The following is a 14,712-nucleotide window of genomic DNA, read 5'->3' on the forward strand; positions in this document are numbered from 1 at the left end:
CCCCATGAAGATCGAGAAAATCCACCACGTCGCCTATCGCTGCAAGGACGCCAAGGAAACCGTCGAGTGGTATGGCAAGATGCTGAACATGGACTTCATCCTGGCGATTGCCGAGGATCATGTCCCTTCGACCCATGAACCGGACCCGTATATGCATCTGTTCCTGGATGCAGGCGACGGCAACGTGCTGGCCTTCTTCGAACTGCCGACCAAGCCCGAGATGGGCCGCGACCCGAACACGCCGATCTGGGTCCAGCATATCGCGTTCAAGGTCAAGGACCGCGCGACATTGATCGAGTTCAAGGAACATCTGGAGGCCAATGGTGTCGAGGTTCTGGGCGTCACCGATCACTCGATCTTCCATTCGATCTATTTCTTCGATCCCAACGGCCACCGTGTCGAACTGGCTTGCCCGGACCCGGAGGAAGAGGCGCTTCTGAAGCGGATGGACGAGGTCAAGTGGGACATGCTCGAAGAGTGGTCGCGCACCAAGAAGGCGCCGCAGCACGCCGCGTGGCTGCACGCCAAGGAGCTGAACAAGACCGTCTGAGAACCGAGCAACAACAGGATGGGGTCAGGTGCAGGTCACCGGGCCCCTTTCGCGAGGAAAGCCCGCAAAGGATTGAGAACCGCCATGGAGCGAAAGCTGTTAACACCGCGCGGGCAACAGCCTAACATCCGCCTGCCCCTGACAGGAGAGACGCCGGAATGACCGAAACGATCCTTTATGACTACTGGCGCTCGTCGGCCAGCTACCGGCTGCGCATCGCGCTCAACCTTGCGGGCATTTCCTATACGGCGGTGCCGGTCGATCTGGTCAAGGGGGAACACCGCTCCGAAGAACACCTAGCCCGAAATCCGCAGGGGCTGGTGCCGGTTCTCGAGATCGACGGGCTGCGGCTGACGCAGTCGCTGGCGATGCTCGACTATCTCGACCAGACCCGCGGGCTGGGCCTGGTGCCCGCCGATCCGGCGGGCCGGGCGCAGGTACAGGCGCTGGCGCAGGCAATCGCTGTCGATATCCACCCGGTCTGCAACCTGAAGGTCGCGCGTCACGCCACCGACCTCAGTGGCGGCGCCGAGGACATGCCGGGCGCCTGGATGCGCCATTTCATCCGCCCCGGGCTGCAAGCCTTCGAGACGATGCTGGCCGGGTTCGAACAATCGCCCTATTGCTGCGGCGATGCGCCCGGGCTGGCCGATATCTGCCTGATGCCCCAAATCTACAATGCGCACCGCTGGGAAGTGGATATCAGCGACCTGCCACGCCTCTTGTCGGTCGAGGCGGCCTGTGCAAAACACCCGGCCTTTGCCGCCGCACATCCAGATCGTCACGCCCCCGCGTGATCTTGGCGCCGCCGGAAAACACATGTTTTCCGGCCCGTTTTCCGTGTCGGAAAACGCCCCCCGCCCGAAAGCCACTGGACAGCCCCGCTCCGGGCGCCGTTAATGTGGCAAGGATGAGCGGGAGGCAGGCATGGCATCACACGGATATGACAGCGGACGGCTGAACCTGCCGTTTGTGGGGATCTGCACCTTTGGCAAATACCCCTATGTCGAGGATTGGGACAGTATCGACGCCGATGCGGCGGTCCTCGGCGCTCCATTCGATTTTGGCGCACAGTGGCGATCCGGGGCACGTATGGGACCGCGCGCCATCCGCGAGGCCTCGACCCTGTTTTCCTTCGGCCATGCGGGCGCCTATGATTTCGAGGATGACATCACCTATCTCGATCCCGCCAAGGTGCGGATCGTTGATATCGGCGATGCCGATATCGTGCATACAGACACGATGAAGAGCCACGCGAATATCGAGTTCGGCGTGCGCAAGATCCTGCAGGCCGGGGCGTTGCCGGTGGTGCTGGGCGGTGACCATTCGATCAACATTCCCTGCATCAATGCCTTTGACGATCAAGACCCGATCCATGTGGTGCAGATCGACGCGCATCTGGATTTTGTCGACGAACGGCATGGCGTGCGCTATGGCCACGGCAACCCGATGCGGCGCGCGGCGGAGAAGGCGCATGTCACCGGGCTGACCCAGATCGGTATCCGCAATGTCTCTTCCACCGCCAAGGACGGCTATGACGCCGCCCGCGCCATGGGATCGGATATCCAGTCGGTGCGACATGTGCGGCGGATGGGAACGGCGGCAATGCTCGACCGTATTCCCGAAGGCGCCCGCTATTACCTGACCATCGACATCGACGCCTTCGACCCGTCGATTGCGCCTGGCACCGGAACGCCCAGCCATGGCGGGTTTCTCTATTATGAGGTGCTGGAACTGATCGACGGGCTGGCACAGCGCGGCGAGATCGCCGGGATCGACCTGGTCGAGGTGGCACCGGATTACGATCAGAGTGGCAGCACCTCGATCCTGGCGGCTCAGTTGCTGATGAACACATTAGGCCGGGTGTTGCATCACCGCAAACGCTAGAAGGGACACCTCGGCACCGGACGCGCCTCCGTTTTCCGGCACGGAAAACGGGCCGGAAAATTTGCAATTTTCCGGTGCCCGCCCAGATCAGATCGTACGCGCCCGATCGCGCAGCAGGAATTTCTGTATCTTCCCGGTCGAAGTCTTGGGCAATTCACCGAACACCACCGTCTTGGGCGCTTTGAAATGTGCCATGTTCGCCCTGCAATGCGCGATCAGATCAGCGGCCTCGACCGCATGCCCCGGTTTCAGTTCGACAAAGGCGCAAGGCGTCTCGCCCCATTTCTCGTCCGGCCTGGCGACCACGGCGGCCTCCATCACCGCAGGGTGCTTGTAGAGCACGTCCTCGACCTCGACCGACGAGATGTTCTCGCCGCCCGAGATGATGATGTCCTTGGACCGGTCCTTGAGCGCGATATAGCCATCGGGATGCATCACCCCCAGATCGCCCGAGGCGAACCAGCCACCGCGAAACGACTTGTCCGTGGCATCGGGGTTCTTGAGATACCCTTTCATCACCACGTTGCCCTGCATGAAGATCTCACCCATGGTCTCGCCATCGGCGGGCACCGGTTCCAGCGTGTCGGGATCGGCAACCATCAGGCCGGACAGGGCCGCGTTCTTGACCCCCTGGCGCACCTTCAGCGCCGCCCGTTCACTGGCCGGCCGCGCATCCCATTCCTCTTTCCAGGCACACACCACCGACGGACCATAGGTTTCGGTCAGGCCATAGACATGGGTCACCTCGACGCCCATCGCCTCCATCTTTTCGATCACGGCGGCGGGCGGCGGCGCGCCTGCGGTCATCACCTTGATCTGGTGGTCGAAATCCCTGAGATGCGCGGGCGCATTGGCAAGCATGTTGAGCACGATGGGCGCGCCGCAGAAATGGGTCACCTTTTCCTCACGGAAAGCGCGATAGATCGGCTCGTCCCGTACCGCGCGCAGGCAGACGGACACCCCGGCATTGGCCGCCATGGTCCAGGGAAAACACCAGCCATTGCAATGGAACATCGGCAAGGTCCAAAGGTAGACCGAGTGTTTCGTCATCCCCCAGTCGAGGATGTTGGTGTTCGCGTTCAGCGCCGCGCCGCGGTGATGATAGACGACCCCCTTGGGGTTGCCGGTGGTGCCCGAGGTGTAGTTCAGCGCGATCGCGTCCCATTCGTCATCCGGCAGCGACCAGGTGAATTCGGGGTCACCCTCGGCCAGCAGTTCCTCATAGGTAAGTGCGCTGAGCCGCTCCCCGCCTGCGAAACTGGCATCTTCGATGTCGATGACCAGCAGGTCAGGGCGGTCGATCTGTGCCAAGGCATCGCGCACAACGGCCGAGAATTCGGGATCGACGATCAGCACCCTTGCCTCGGCATGGGTCAGGACGAAGGCGATGATCGGGGCGTCCAGCCGAGTGTTGATCGCATTCAGCACCGCGCCCACCATGGGCACGCCGAAATGCGCCTCGTACATCTCGGGGATATTGGCCGCGATGATCGAAACGGTGTCGCCCTTGCCGATCCCGCGCGCGGCCAGCGCCCCGGCCAGACGCCGGCAACGCGCATAGGTTTCCGCCCAGGTGTAGCGGCGGGTGCCATACACCACCGAGGGGTAATCCGGATAGATCGCCGCCGTACGCTCGATCATGCTCAGCGGTGACAGCGGGGTGAAATTGGCGCGTGTCCGGTCCAGATGCTGGTCATAGATGCTGCTGCCGGTCATGTCCTGTCCTCCCTGAGTGATGCCTTGCGCGCAGATGTGGCACAAACACGCCCGGCAAGGAAAGATCGTAATAACACGTGCCTGCCGCAACAATAGAACCGGGGCCCCGCAGGGCCCCGATTTTTTCTTGCCGAAGGTGGATCAGCCCTTGCTCTTCCAGGGTACCAGCACCCGTTCGGCCCAGCGCATCAGGATGTCGATGCCAAAGCCGATCACGCCGATCAGGATGATCCCCATGATCACGATATCGGTCAGCTGGAACTTGGACGCGACCATGATCATCATACCGGCGCCCTTTTCCGCCGCCACCAGTTCGGCGGCAACCACGGTGCCCCAGCAGACCCCCATCGCCACCCGCGCGCCGGTAAAGATCTCGGGCAGCGAGTTTGGAACGATGACATGGCGCATGATCTGCGCCTTGCTGGCGCCCAGCGAATAGGCGGCGTGCACCTTCGAGATCCTGACCCCCGAGACACCCGAGCGGGCGGCGATGGCCATGATCCACAAGGCCGCGAGGAACAGCAGGATGATCTTGCCCGTCTCGCCGATCCCCGCCCAGATGATGACCAGCGGGATCAGGGCCAGTGGCGGCACCGGGCGCATGAATTCGACGATCGGGTCGAACCAGCCGCGGAACCAGTCGCTCAACCCCATGGCATAGCCCAGCGGAATGCCCACCAGCGCGCCAAAGAAGAAACCGGCGATCACACGGAACAGCGAGAAGCCCAGATGCTCCCACAAGGTGCTGTCGCGATAGCCGGACTTGGCAATCTCGCCCAGACGGCTGACCACGGCTTCGGGCGGCGGCAGCCAGATCGGTTCCATCTGCAAGCCCGAGGGCGGCCGGAAACTGATCGCCCCCTTGTCGGTCAGCGAAAACTGCCCTGACCCGGTCTTGATCGACTGACCTTCGGATATGGCGGTGCCGTCGATGGCCACGATCCTGGAGCCTTCCTTGCGCTTGGCCTCGTCATTCTTGTCAAAGATGATGGTGGTCGAGCGCGATGCGGTCATCGACACCGCGTCGTCCTTGGCAAAGCCGGGCCCCGGATCCACGTCGAAATTCTCGGTCTTTTCACCAAAGGGGTAGACCTTGACATGGACTGTGGCGTCGTCGCGGGCGCCATTGGCATCCTCGAGCGTGTAGACAAACGAGGTTTCGCCGACAAAAGGCGCCGGCGCGTGCAGGAACGAGGGCACGTATTTCGACCCGGTGAACGACCCCCAGATCAGAAAGATGGTGAGAACCGACACCACCGAGGCGATCCGGTTCGAGGTGACCGCGCTCTCGTCACCGAAAGTCACGGTCTTGAGCGAGGTAAAGTCATTGGTGGTCTTGCGCACGAAAAAGCGCACGGCCAGGAACGACCCGACAAAGATCGCCACATAGACCGCAAGGATAATCAGGCCGATCATTGTGCTGCCTCCGTGCGTCCCATGATTTCTTCCTCCATGTCCCAGATCATCGAGAGGATTTCCTCGCGCGTCTGGGAATAGCCTTCGGATTTCTTGACCTCGCGCAGATCCGCATTCACCCCCATATCGGCATAGGGCAGGCGGTATTCCTTGTGGATGCGTCCAGGGCGCGGCGCCATGACCAGCAGCCGTTCACCCAGCAAAAGGGCCTCTTCGACCGAGTGGGTGATCAGGATGATGGTCTTGCCAGTCTCTTTCCAGAGCTTCAGAACCAGGCCCTGCATCTTTTCGCGGGTCAGCGCGTCCAGCGCGCCCAGCGGCTCGTCCATCAGGATCACGTCGGGATCGTTGGCCAGACAACGGGCCAGCGCGACGCGCTGCTGCATGCCGCCGCTCAGCTCATAAATCGCCTTGTCCTTGAAATCGCCAAGGCCGGTCACGTCGAGCAGATGGTCGACATGGCTGCCATACTCCGCCTCGCGCTGCCCCTTCATGCGCGGGCCAAAGCTGACATTGTCGCGCACGTTCATCCATTCGAACAAGGCGCCCTGCTGGAACACCATGCCGCGTTCCGCGTCAGGTCCGTGGACCTTGTGCCCGTTCATGGCGATGTGGCCCTCGGTCGGCGCCAGAAACCCGGCGACGATATTCAACAATGTTGTCTTGCCGCAGCCCGAAGGGCCGAGCACACTCATCAACTCGCCTTCCTTGAGATGCAACGAGACGTTTTTCAGCGCCTGCACCGAGCTGCCGTTCGGCAGGTCAAAGCGCATGGATATGTTTTCGATAGACAGTCCCGACATGGCCCGCCTTTCCTGTTGGAGATATTTGCAGGGGTATGGTGTCGCCGGTTCCGGGCAACATGCAAAATGCAGGCGGCGGGACAGCCCGCCGCCCGTCGTCCGGTCGGCTTACATGCCGCCTGCCGCGGCCAGCGGCCCGGTGTTCACGGCGTTCTCGTAGGTGTCCAGCGCGCTGTCGATGCTGCCCGCCTCGACGAACACATCCGCCACACCCTTCATGAACGTCTGCGCATTGCCACCCAGCCAGGCACCGCTCATCTGCTCCTCGATGGTCGGGAACTTGAAGGTGGCGATGGTCGCGGCGGTCGCCTCTTCATCCATGCCGGCATCCTTGGCGATCAGCGGCAGCATCTCGGCATGGTTGGCCTCGTCCGCCCACATGGCGTTTGCATCCGCCGTCACCTTGAGGAACTTTGCAACCAGCTCGCTGTTTTCAGCGACCCAGCCCGCCGGGCCCGATGTCACGTCGAACACCAGGATACCCAGTTCGGTCTTTTCGTCACCGGTCAGCAGCACATTGCCATGCTCAAGCGCACGGCGCAGCGAGCCGCCCCAGCCGCAGAACATGTCAACCGCGCCCTGGGCAATCGCCGCGGCGCCATCGGGCGGATCCATGTCGACGACATCCATGCTGGCGACATCTACGCCGAAATGGTTCATCTGCTTGAGGAAACCATAGTGCGCGGCGGTGCCCAGCGGCACGGCAACCTTCTTGCCCGCCAGTTCACCGGCATTGTCCTTGTCGATCTCCAGCTCCGAGCGCACGACGCAGTTGTCGTTGTCGGCATAGGACACAGCCACATCGAGGATTTGCAGGTCCTGCCCGGCCGAGGTGGCAACCACGAAGGGCGGAACACCCTGGCTGACCGACAGGTGCACATCGCCCGACGCCATCGCCGCCGACATCTTCACGCCGCTCTCGAAGCTGACCCAGTTGACCTTGACGCCCAGCGCCTCGTCATAGGTTCCCTTCTGCTTGGCGTATTCGAACGGCATCGGCCATTCGAGGAAGTAGGCCACGGTGATCTCGCCCTCGGCAGCCACCGCCGCAGGCATGGCGCCAACCGCCAGCGCCAGACCGGCCACAGCACCCAAAAGCTTCGTTTTTGCAGTCATCATCTAATTCTCCCTGTGTTCCGCCGGAATGGCGGAGGAATTTCGCGAACGGTTCAGCCGTTTCTGCTGTTTCGCGGGCCCTCGTCCGAGCGCCCCTCCCTACTCCGAAAGGAAATCCCCCTTTCGATCAACGAATTTTTCTGCCATTGGGCCAAGTCTTGGACAGACCAACGTGCGGATTTCAAAACCTCAAATCTGGAAATACCTATATTTTTCAGCCCGCTATCCGGGGAAGCAGCGCGGCAAGCTGCCGTAAGGGCAGCCATATTGGATATATGTGAGGTATATTTCTGGCCCTATCGGATGCCCAGGATTTGACGTCTCTGGACTCTATCACGCGTCTCGGTTTTTCTGGGACATCGGAGTCGATCAAACAGTCATCAGGAGAGGGCCCCTCATGGACGGCACGTTCAACGAAAACGATCTGAGTCGGGTGGTCGAAGCCGACCGCGCCCATATCTGGCACCATCTGATCCAGCACAAACCCTTTGAGACCAACGACCCCCGCATCATCGTCGAAGGCAAGGGCATGCGGGTCTGGGATCAGAAGGGCAAAGAGCATCTCGACGCCGTCTCGGGCGGCGTCTGGACCGTCAACGTGGGCTATGGACGTGAGTCCATCTGCAAGGCGGTTTATGACCAGTTGATGAAACTTTGCTACTTTGCGAACTCGGCGGGCTCGATTCCCGGTGCGCTGTATGCCGAGAAGCTGATTTCCAAGATGCCGGGGATGAGCCGGGTCTATTACACCAACTCGGGCTCCGAGGCGAACGAGAAGGCGTTCAAGATGGTGCGCCAGATCGCGCACAAGAAATACGGCGGCAAGAAGACCAAGATCCTCTATCGCGACCGCGACTATCACGGCTCGACGCTGGCGGCGATGTCGGCGGGTGGCCAGGACGAGCGCAACGCGCAATACGGTCCCTTCGCACCGGATTTCGTCAAGGTTCCCCATTGCATGGAATATCGCAAGGAAGAGCTGGGGCTGGGTCATCTGTCGGGCGCCGAGTTCGGTCGCGCCGCTGCCGACCTGATCGAAGAGGTGATCCTGCGCGAGGGCCCCGAGACCGTCGGCGCGCTGTGCCTTGAGCCGGTGACCGCCGGTGGCGGCGTTATCACCCCGCCCGAGGGCTATTGGGAGCGGGTGCAGGAGATCTGCAAGCAATACGACGTGCTCTTGCATATCGACGAGGTCGTCTGTGGCATCGGCCGCACCGGCACCTGGTTCGGCTATCAGCAATACGGCATCAAGCCCGACTTCGTGACCATGGCCAAGGGCGTCGCCTCGGGCTACGCGGCCATCGCCTGCATGGTGACCACCGAAGAAGTGTTCGAGATGTTCAAGGATAACAGCGACGATCCGCTGAACTATTTCCGCGATATCTCGACCTTTGGCGGCTGCACCGCCGGCCCCGCCGCGGCGCTGGAAAACATGCGCATCATCGAGGATGAGGACCTGCTGGGCAATTGCACCGCCATGGGCGAGCGGATGCTGGGCAACCTGCACGCGCTGATGGAAAAGCACGCCGTGATCGGCGATGTGCGCGGCAAGGGCCTGTTCCTGGGCGCCGAGCTGGTGGCCAATCGCGAGACCAAGGAACCGGTGACCGAGAAACAGGCACAGGCCGTGGTTGCCGACTGCATGGCGCAGGGCGTGATCATCGGGGTGACCAATCGCTCGATCCCGGGTCGCAACAACACGCTGTGCTTCTCGCCGGCGCTGATCGCCACCGCCGAGGATATCGACGCCATCACCGATGCGGTCGATCAGGCGCTGACCCGCGTCTTCGGCTAGGACCGGGGGCCGCGACCGGCACCTCTCCCGTTGGGTCGTCTGCCCGTGAAACCGGTGCGTTCCGCGCGCCGGTTTTGCCATTTTCGGCCCCGGCGCCGGACCGAGACTATTTGAACCCGGCACCGCCTGTGGTTATTTTTGATCCATGCCGTCCCTGAACGCCTCCTTTCCCCTGCGCCCCGGTCGGGTGCACGAAGCCTGCGGCCCCCTGGCCGTGGCCATGGCCGCCGTCACCGCCGCCCAGGTGAGCGGCCTTCTGTGGCTGCGCGAGAGCTGGCGGCCCGAACTGATCAACCCCCTGGGACTGGCCGATTATTTCGATCCCGCACGGCTGCTGCTGGCCCAGACCAGGGACCAGACCGACACCCTGGCCGTGGCCGAGGAAAGCCTGCGCGACGGCGCCCTGCCCCTTGTGGTGATCGAGCTGACGGCGCCGCTGAGCCTGACCGCCGGGCGGCGCCTGCAACTGGCGGCCAAGGATGGCAAGACGACCGGATTGTGCCTGATCCCCGAGGGCATGGGCAGCAACGCGGCCGAAACCCGCTGGCATTGCGCCCCGGTTTTCGACCCATCGGACTCGACTCTGATGCGGTGGGAAATTATTAAGAACAAATCAGGAACATTGGGGGCCTGGCATGTTCGATGGAATAGGGCGTCGCGTCGTCTCGATCTGGTTTCCCCGGTTGGCCAGCGACCGGGCCCTGCGGGCGCGCCCGGTTGACGGCCCCTTTGCCCTGACATTGAAACAGGCCAATGCGGACCGGCTCTATTGCCTCGATACCGGGGCGGAGCGGGCCGGGCTGCATCGCGGCATGGCCTATGCGGATGCCCGCGCCTTTTGCCCCGATCTGCAAACCCGGCCCGCGGATCCGGCGGGCGATGCGCGCTTCCTGCGGATGCTGCGCCGCTGGGCCACGCGCTATTGCCCCTGGGTCGGGCTTGAGGGGCGCGACGGGCTGGTGCTGGACATCACCGGGGCGGCGCATCTGTTCGGGGGCGAGGCGATGCTGCTCTCCGACATGCGCCAGCGCCTTGCGCGCGCGGGGCTGGCCGCCCGAATCGGGCTGGCCGACACGCGTGGCGCGGCCTGGGCGCTGGCCCATCACGGCGAGGGCTGCGCCGAACCCGGCCAACCGCTGGCGGCGCTGGACCATCTGCCCGTCGCCGCCCTGCGCCTGGGCGAGGACACCGTCACCGGCCTGACCCGCCTGGGCCTGCGCAGGATCGGCGAGCTCGAGCGCACCGCCCGCGCGCCGCTGACCCGCCGGTTCGGCCCCGAACCGCTGCTGCGGCTGGATCAGGCGATGGGGCGCCAACCCGAACAGATCTCGCCCCTGGCCGAGCCGCCCCATTACGGGGTTCGCCTGACCCTGCCCGACCCGATCGGCCTGTTCGATGACGTGATGGCGGGCACCGGGCGCCTGCTGGACCAGCTCTGCGCCCGGCTCAAGACGCAAGAGGCGGGCGCGCGCAGCCTGTGCCTGACCCTGCGCCGGGTCGATCAGGAGGCGCAGACGGTCGAACTGCGCCTGGCCCGCCCGCTGCGCGATGCCGCCCGTATCCTGCCGCTGTTCGAACGCGGCGTGCGCGAGGTCGACGCGGGCTATGGCATCGACCAGATGCGGCTGGAGGCAACCCGGGTCGAGCCGCTGCCGGTGCGCCAGCTCAGCCATGTCTCCTCGGGCCGGGCCGACCGGCTGGATGACCTGATCAGCCGGATCGGCACCCGGATCGGGCTGGAGAACATCCAGCGGTTTCTGCCCGTCGACAGCCATATCCCCGAACGCGGCTTTACCATCGCCGCCGCGGCCTGGTCGGAACCAGAGGGGAGCTGGGCATCGCCCCGCCCGCGCCCGATCCTGCTGTTCCCGCCCGAACCCCTCGCCGCCACCGGCCCGCGCCCGCCCGAGCGGTTCCGCTGGCGGCGCATGTCGCTGAGCACGGCGCGCGTCACCGGACCGGAACGGATCGCCCCCGAATGGTGGCTGCCCGACGAGAACTGGCGCAGCGGGGTCCGCGATTACTGGCATGTCGAGACCCGGCAGGGGCGGCGGCTGTGGCTGTTCCATACACCGCAGAACCCGGGCTGGTTCGTACAGGGGGAATTCGCATGACCTATGCCGAGCTTTGCGTCACCACCAATTTCACCTTCCTCACCGGCGCCTCGCATCCCGAGGAAATGGTCACCCGCGCCGCCGAGCTGGGCCTGCATGCCATCGCCATCACCGACCGCAACTCTCTGGCCGGGGTGGTGCGGGCCTATGCCGCGCTAAAGGAGTTGCGGCGCGAGGCGGACGAGGCCATCCGCATCCGCTCGCAGCATCGAACCGATTCCTGCTCGCGCCAGGAGGTCGGGCATCCGCAGCCGATCGCCCGGCCCGAGGCGCCGCACCTGCCCCGGCTGATCACCGGCTGCCGCCTGGTGCTGCGCGACAGCCCGCTGCACTGGATCGCCCTGCCCCGCGACCGCGCCGCCTATCAGCGGCTGACCCGGCTGCTGACCCTGGGCAAGCGACGGGCGGAAAAGGGCGATTGCCATCTCGATCTGGCCGACCTGCTGGCGGGCTGCACCGGCATGATCCTGATCGCACTGCCGCAGAGGCGGCTCGACGGCGCTCTGCCCCATCTTCAGCAGGTACAGCGCCGCTTTCCCGGCCATGTGTTTCTGGGCGCGGCACCGCGCTATGACGGGTCCGATCAGGCCTGGCTGGCCGCCTGCGCCCGACTGGCCCTGCGCAGCTCGGCCCCGATGGTGGCGGTGGGCGATGTGCTGATGCATCGCGCCAGTCGCCGCCAGCTGGCCGATGTGCTGACCTGCATGCGCGAGCATATCACCATCGACCGGATCGGCACCCGCGCCCTGCCCAATGCCGAACGCCGCCTCAAGGGCTATGCCGACATGGCCCGGCTGTTCCGCGACCACCCCGCCGCCCTGCGCCGCACGCTGGACATCGCCGCCAGGTGCAGTTTCTGCCTGAGCGAGCTGAGTTATGAATATCCCGACGAGGTCGCCGAGGGCGAAACCCCGCAGGCCCGGCTGGAGCGGCTGACCGCCGAGGGGATCGTGCGCCGCTATCCCGGCGGCGCGCCGCAGCGCGTGCATGAACTGGTGGCCAAGGAGCTCAAGCTGGTCGCCGAACTGGGCTTTCCCGCCTATTTCCTGACGGTGCACGACATTGTGCAATTCGCCCGCTCGCAGGGAATCCTGTGCCAGGGGCGCGGCTCGGCGGCCAACTCGATCCTGTGCTATTTGCTGGGCATCACCGATGTCTCGCCCGACCAGATCGCCATGGTGTTCGAGCGCTTCATTTCGAAATACCGGGGCGAGCCGCCGGATATCGACGTCGATTTCGAACATGAACGGCGCGAAGAGGTGATCCAGTGGATTTACCAGAGATACGGCCGCCACCGCGCCGGCCTGTGCGCCACGGTGATCCATTTCCGCTCGCGCGCGGCCATTCGCGAGGTGGGCAAGGTCATGGGCCTCAGCCAGGACGTGACCGCCAGCCTCTCGGGCCAGATCTGGGGCCAGTCCAACGGCGGCGCCGATCCTGCGCGGATACGCGAGCTGGGCCTTGACCCCGAGGACCGGCGGCTGGCGCTGACCATCCGCCTGATCGGCGAGATCATCGGCTTTCCCCGCCATCTGTCACAGCATGTGGGCGGCTTTGTCATCACCCGCGGGCGGCTGGACGAACTCGCCCCCATCGAGAATGCCGCGATGGAGGACCGCACCCTCATCGAATGGGACAAGGACGATATCGACACGCTGGGCATCCTCAAGGTCGATGTGCTGGGCCTGGGCATGCTGACCTGTATCCGCAAGGCCTTTGACCTGATGCGCCAGCACGAGCAGCGGCACCTGACCATCGACACCGTGCCGCAAGAGGACGCGGCCACCTATGACATGCTCTGTGCCGCCGATGCGGTGGGCGTGTTTCAGGTGGAAAGCCGGGCGCAGATGAATTTCCTGCCCCGGATGCGGCCGCGCACCTTTTACGACCTGGTGATCGAGGTCGCCATCGTCCGCCCCGGCCCGATCCAGGGGGGCATGGTGCAACCCTATATCCGGCGCCGCCAGAGGCTGGAAAAGGCCGACCCCTTTGGCCCGGAACTCGCGGCGGTGACCGCGCGCACCCTTGGCGTGCCGCTGTTTCAGGAACAGGCGCTGCAAATCGCCGTGGTGGGCGCGGGCTATACGGCGGAAGAGGCCGACCATCTGCGCCGCTCGCTTGCCTCGTTCCGCCGCATGGGCACGATCGGCGCGCATCGGGACAAGTTCATCGCCGGTATGCGGCGCAAGGGTTATAGTCAGGAGGTAGCCGAACGCTGTTTCGGCCAGATCGAGGGATTTGCCGATTACGGCTTTCCCGAAAGCCACGCGGCGGCCTTTGCCATGCTGGCCTATGTCTCGGCCTGGCTGAAATGCCACCACCCGGCGGTCTTTGCCTGCGCGCTGCTGAATGCGCAGCCGATGGGGTTTTATGCCCCGGCCCAGATCGTGCGCGATGCCCGCGACCATCAGGTCGAAGTGCGCCCGATCTGCGTCAATGCCAGCGACTGGGACAACCGGCTGGAACGCCGCGCCGACGGGGCGCTGGCCCTGCGGCTGGGCTTTCGCCAGATCAAGGGGTTCCGCGAAGAGGATGCCGGCTGGATCGTGGCGGCCCGTGGCAATGGCTATCCCGATCCCCAGGCGCTGTGGCTGCGCGCCGGTGTGACACCGGCGGTGCTGGAACGGCTGGCCGAGGCGGATGCCTTTGCCGATATGGGCCTTGGCCGGCGCGACGCGCTCTGGCAGGTGCGGGCGATCCGGGGGCAGGCGCCGCTGCCCCTGTTCAACGATCCGCTCGACGGCGAGATCATCCACGAGCCGCAGGTGGCCCTGCCCGCCATGCATCTGGGCGAGGAGGTGGTCGAGGATTACGTGTCGATGCGCCTGACCCTGCGCGCCCACCCGATGGAACTGCTGCGCCCCGCGATCCCCGGCCTGACCCCGCATGACAAGCTGGCCACCGTGACCGCCCACCGGGTCAGCGTCTGCGGCCTTGTCATCACCCGCCAGCGGCCAGGCACCGCCTCGGGGGTGATCTTTCTGACGCTCGAGGATGAAACCGGGGTCAGCAATGTGGTGGTCTGGCCCAAGATCTATGAACAGTTCCGCCGCATCGTGATGGGGGGGCGGCTGTTGCGGGTGACCGGCACCCTGCAACGCGAGGGGATCGTGGTGCATCTGATCGCCCAGCGGATCGAGGATCTCTCTCCCCGTCTTGCCGATCTGGGCCACCCGCTGGACAACGCGGTCGGCCAGACCACGCCGCAGACCGACAGCGCCCCCCGCCCGCGCCCGCAACCCCGCGCCATGCATCCCAGGGAGCAGGCCAAGCGCCTGTTCCCCAGCCGGGACTTTCACTAGGGCAGGTTTCCGG

The 14,712-nt window shown here is 64.5% G+C and carries 11 protein-coding genes; 7 read left to right on the forward strand and 4 right to left on the reverse strand.

Going from position 1 to position 14,712, the window contains the following annotated elements; translation table 11 throughout:
* Positions 1–4 precede the first annotated feature (4 nt).
* From AC2FLM_RS09460 to speB, 3 genes are all read left to right on the forward strand, one after another.
* Positions 5–550: a VOC family protein gene (locus tag AC2FLM_RS09460; RefSeq protein WP_234137529.1), complete on the forward strand. Its 546-nt coding sequence runs from the start codon at positions 5–7 to the stop codon at positions 548–550.
* Positions 551–708: 158 nt separating this feature from the next.
* Entirely contained in the window at positions 709–1,347 is a 639-nt protein-coding gene (maiA, locus tag AC2FLM_RS09465; RefSeq protein WP_496857469.1) for a maleylacetoacetate isomerase, read from the forward strand.
* Between the two features lie 130 nt (positions 1,348–1,477).
* On the forward strand, positions 1,478–2,437 hold the full coding sequence (gene speB, locus AC2FLM_RS09470) for an agmatinase (protein ID WP_234220653.1): 960 nt from the start codon (positions 1,478–1,480) through the stop codon (positions 2,435–2,437).
* Between the two features lie 87 nt (positions 2,438–2,524).
* Here the strand turns inward: speB and AC2FLM_RS09475 are convergent, their stop codons facing one another.
* The 4 genes from AC2FLM_RS09475 to AC2FLM_RS09490 form a co-directional block, all read right to left on the reverse strand.
* Entirely contained in the window at positions 2,525–4,153 is a 1,629-nt protein-coding gene (locus AC2FLM_RS09475) for an acyl-CoA synthetase (RefSeq protein ID WP_496857472.1), read from the reverse strand.
* A gap of 141 nt (positions 4,154–4,294) precedes the next feature.
* Positions 4,295–5,560, reverse strand: coding sequence for an ABC transporter permease (locus AC2FLM_RS09480; protein WP_496858051.1), 1,266 nt, complete (start codon positions 5,558–5,560; stop codon positions 4,295–4,297).
* A 5-nt stretch (positions 5,561–5,565) separates the two neighbouring features.
* Complete coding sequence (locus tag AC2FLM_RS09485) at positions 5,566–6,372, reverse strand: ABC transporter ATP-binding protein (RefSeq protein ID WP_234137523.1); 807 nt, start codon at positions 6,370–6,372, stop codon at positions 5,566–5,568.
* Between the two features lie 108 nt (positions 6,373–6,480).
* A complete protein-coding gene (locus AC2FLM_RS09490) occupies positions 6,481–7,488 on the reverse strand; it encodes a taurine ABC transporter substrate-binding protein (RefSeq protein WP_234143021.1) in 1,008 nt (335 codons plus the stop codon).
* A 397-nt stretch (positions 7,489–7,885) separates the two neighbouring features.
* Here AC2FLM_RS09490 and AC2FLM_RS09495 point away from each other — a divergent pair, with 397 nt between their 5' ends.
* The 4 genes from AC2FLM_RS09495 to AC2FLM_RS09510 all read left to right on the forward strand — a co-directional run bounded on the left by AC2FLM_RS09495 (position 7,886) and on the right by AC2FLM_RS09510 (position 14,699).
* A complete protein-coding gene (locus AC2FLM_RS09495) occupies positions 7,886–9,283 on the forward strand; it encodes an aminotransferase family protein (protein ID WP_234137521.1) in 1,398 nt (465 codons plus the stop codon).
* 145 nt (positions 9,284–9,428) lie between these two features.
* Positions 9,429–10,004, forward strand: a complete 576-nt coding sequence (locus AC2FLM_RS09500; protein ID WP_234165787.1) for a hypothetical protein — start codon at positions 9,429–9,431, stop codon at positions 10,002–10,004.
* Positions 9,919–11,397: a Y-family DNA polymerase gene (locus tag AC2FLM_RS09505; RefSeq protein ID WP_496857474.1), complete on the forward strand. Its 1,479-nt coding sequence runs from the start codon at positions 9,919–9,921 to the stop codon at positions 11,395–11,397. The genes AC2FLM_RS09500 and AC2FLM_RS09505 overlap by 86 nt, the downstream gene beginning before the upstream one ends.
* Positions 11,394–14,699: an error-prone DNA polymerase gene (locus AC2FLM_RS09510; RefSeq protein WP_496857476.1), complete on the forward strand. Its 3,306-nt coding sequence runs from the start codon at positions 11,394–11,396 to the stop codon at positions 14,697–14,699. Before AC2FLM_RS09505 ends, AC2FLM_RS09510 begins: the two co-directional genes overlap by 4 nt.
* The last annotated feature ends 13 nt before the right edge of the window (positions 14,700–14,712 follow it).

The sequence above is a fragment of the Ruegeria sp. SAZD011 genome (assembly GCF_059612545.1).

Bases quoted from the DNA above. Each gene is read 5' to 3' on its own strand.
- AC2FLM_RS09485 (WP_234137523.1), bottom strand. From the start codon at position 6,372: ATGTCGGGACTGTCTATCGAAAACATATCCATGCGCTTTGACCTGCCG.
- maiA (WP_496857469.1), top strand. From the start codon at position 709: ATGACCGAAACGATCCTTTATGACTACTGGCGCTCGTCGGCCAGCTAC.
- AC2FLM_RS09500 (WP_234165787.1), top strand. From the start codon at position 9,429: ATGCCGTCCCTGAACGCCTCCTTTCCCCTGCGCCCCGGTCGGGTGCAC.
- speB (WP_234220653.1), top strand. From the start codon at position 1,478: ATGGCATCACACGGATATGACAGCGGACGGCTGAACCTGCCGTTTGTG.
- AC2FLM_RS09510 (WP_496857476.1), top strand. From the start codon at position 11,394: ATGACCTATGCCGAGCTTTGCGTCACCACCAATTTCACCTTCCTCACC.
- AC2FLM_RS09490 (WP_234143021.1), bottom strand. From the start codon at position 7,488: ATGACTGCAAAAACGAAGCTTTTGGGTGCTGTGGCCGGTCTGGCGCTG.
- AC2FLM_RS09475 (WP_496857472.1), bottom strand. From the start codon at position 4,153: ATGACCGGCAGCAGCATCTATGACCAGCATCTGGACCGGACACGCGCC.
- AC2FLM_RS09460 (WP_234137529.1), top strand. From the start codon at position 5: ATGAAGATCGAGAAAATCCACCACGTCGCCTATCGCTGCAAGGACGCC.
- AC2FLM_RS09505 (WP_496857474.1), top strand. From the start codon at position 9,919: ATGTTCGATGGAATAGGGCGTCGCGTCGTCTCGATCTGGTTTCCCCGG.
- AC2FLM_RS09495 (WP_234137521.1), top strand. From the start codon at position 7,886: ATGGACGGCACGTTCAACGAAAACGATCTGAGTCGGGTGGTCGAAGCC.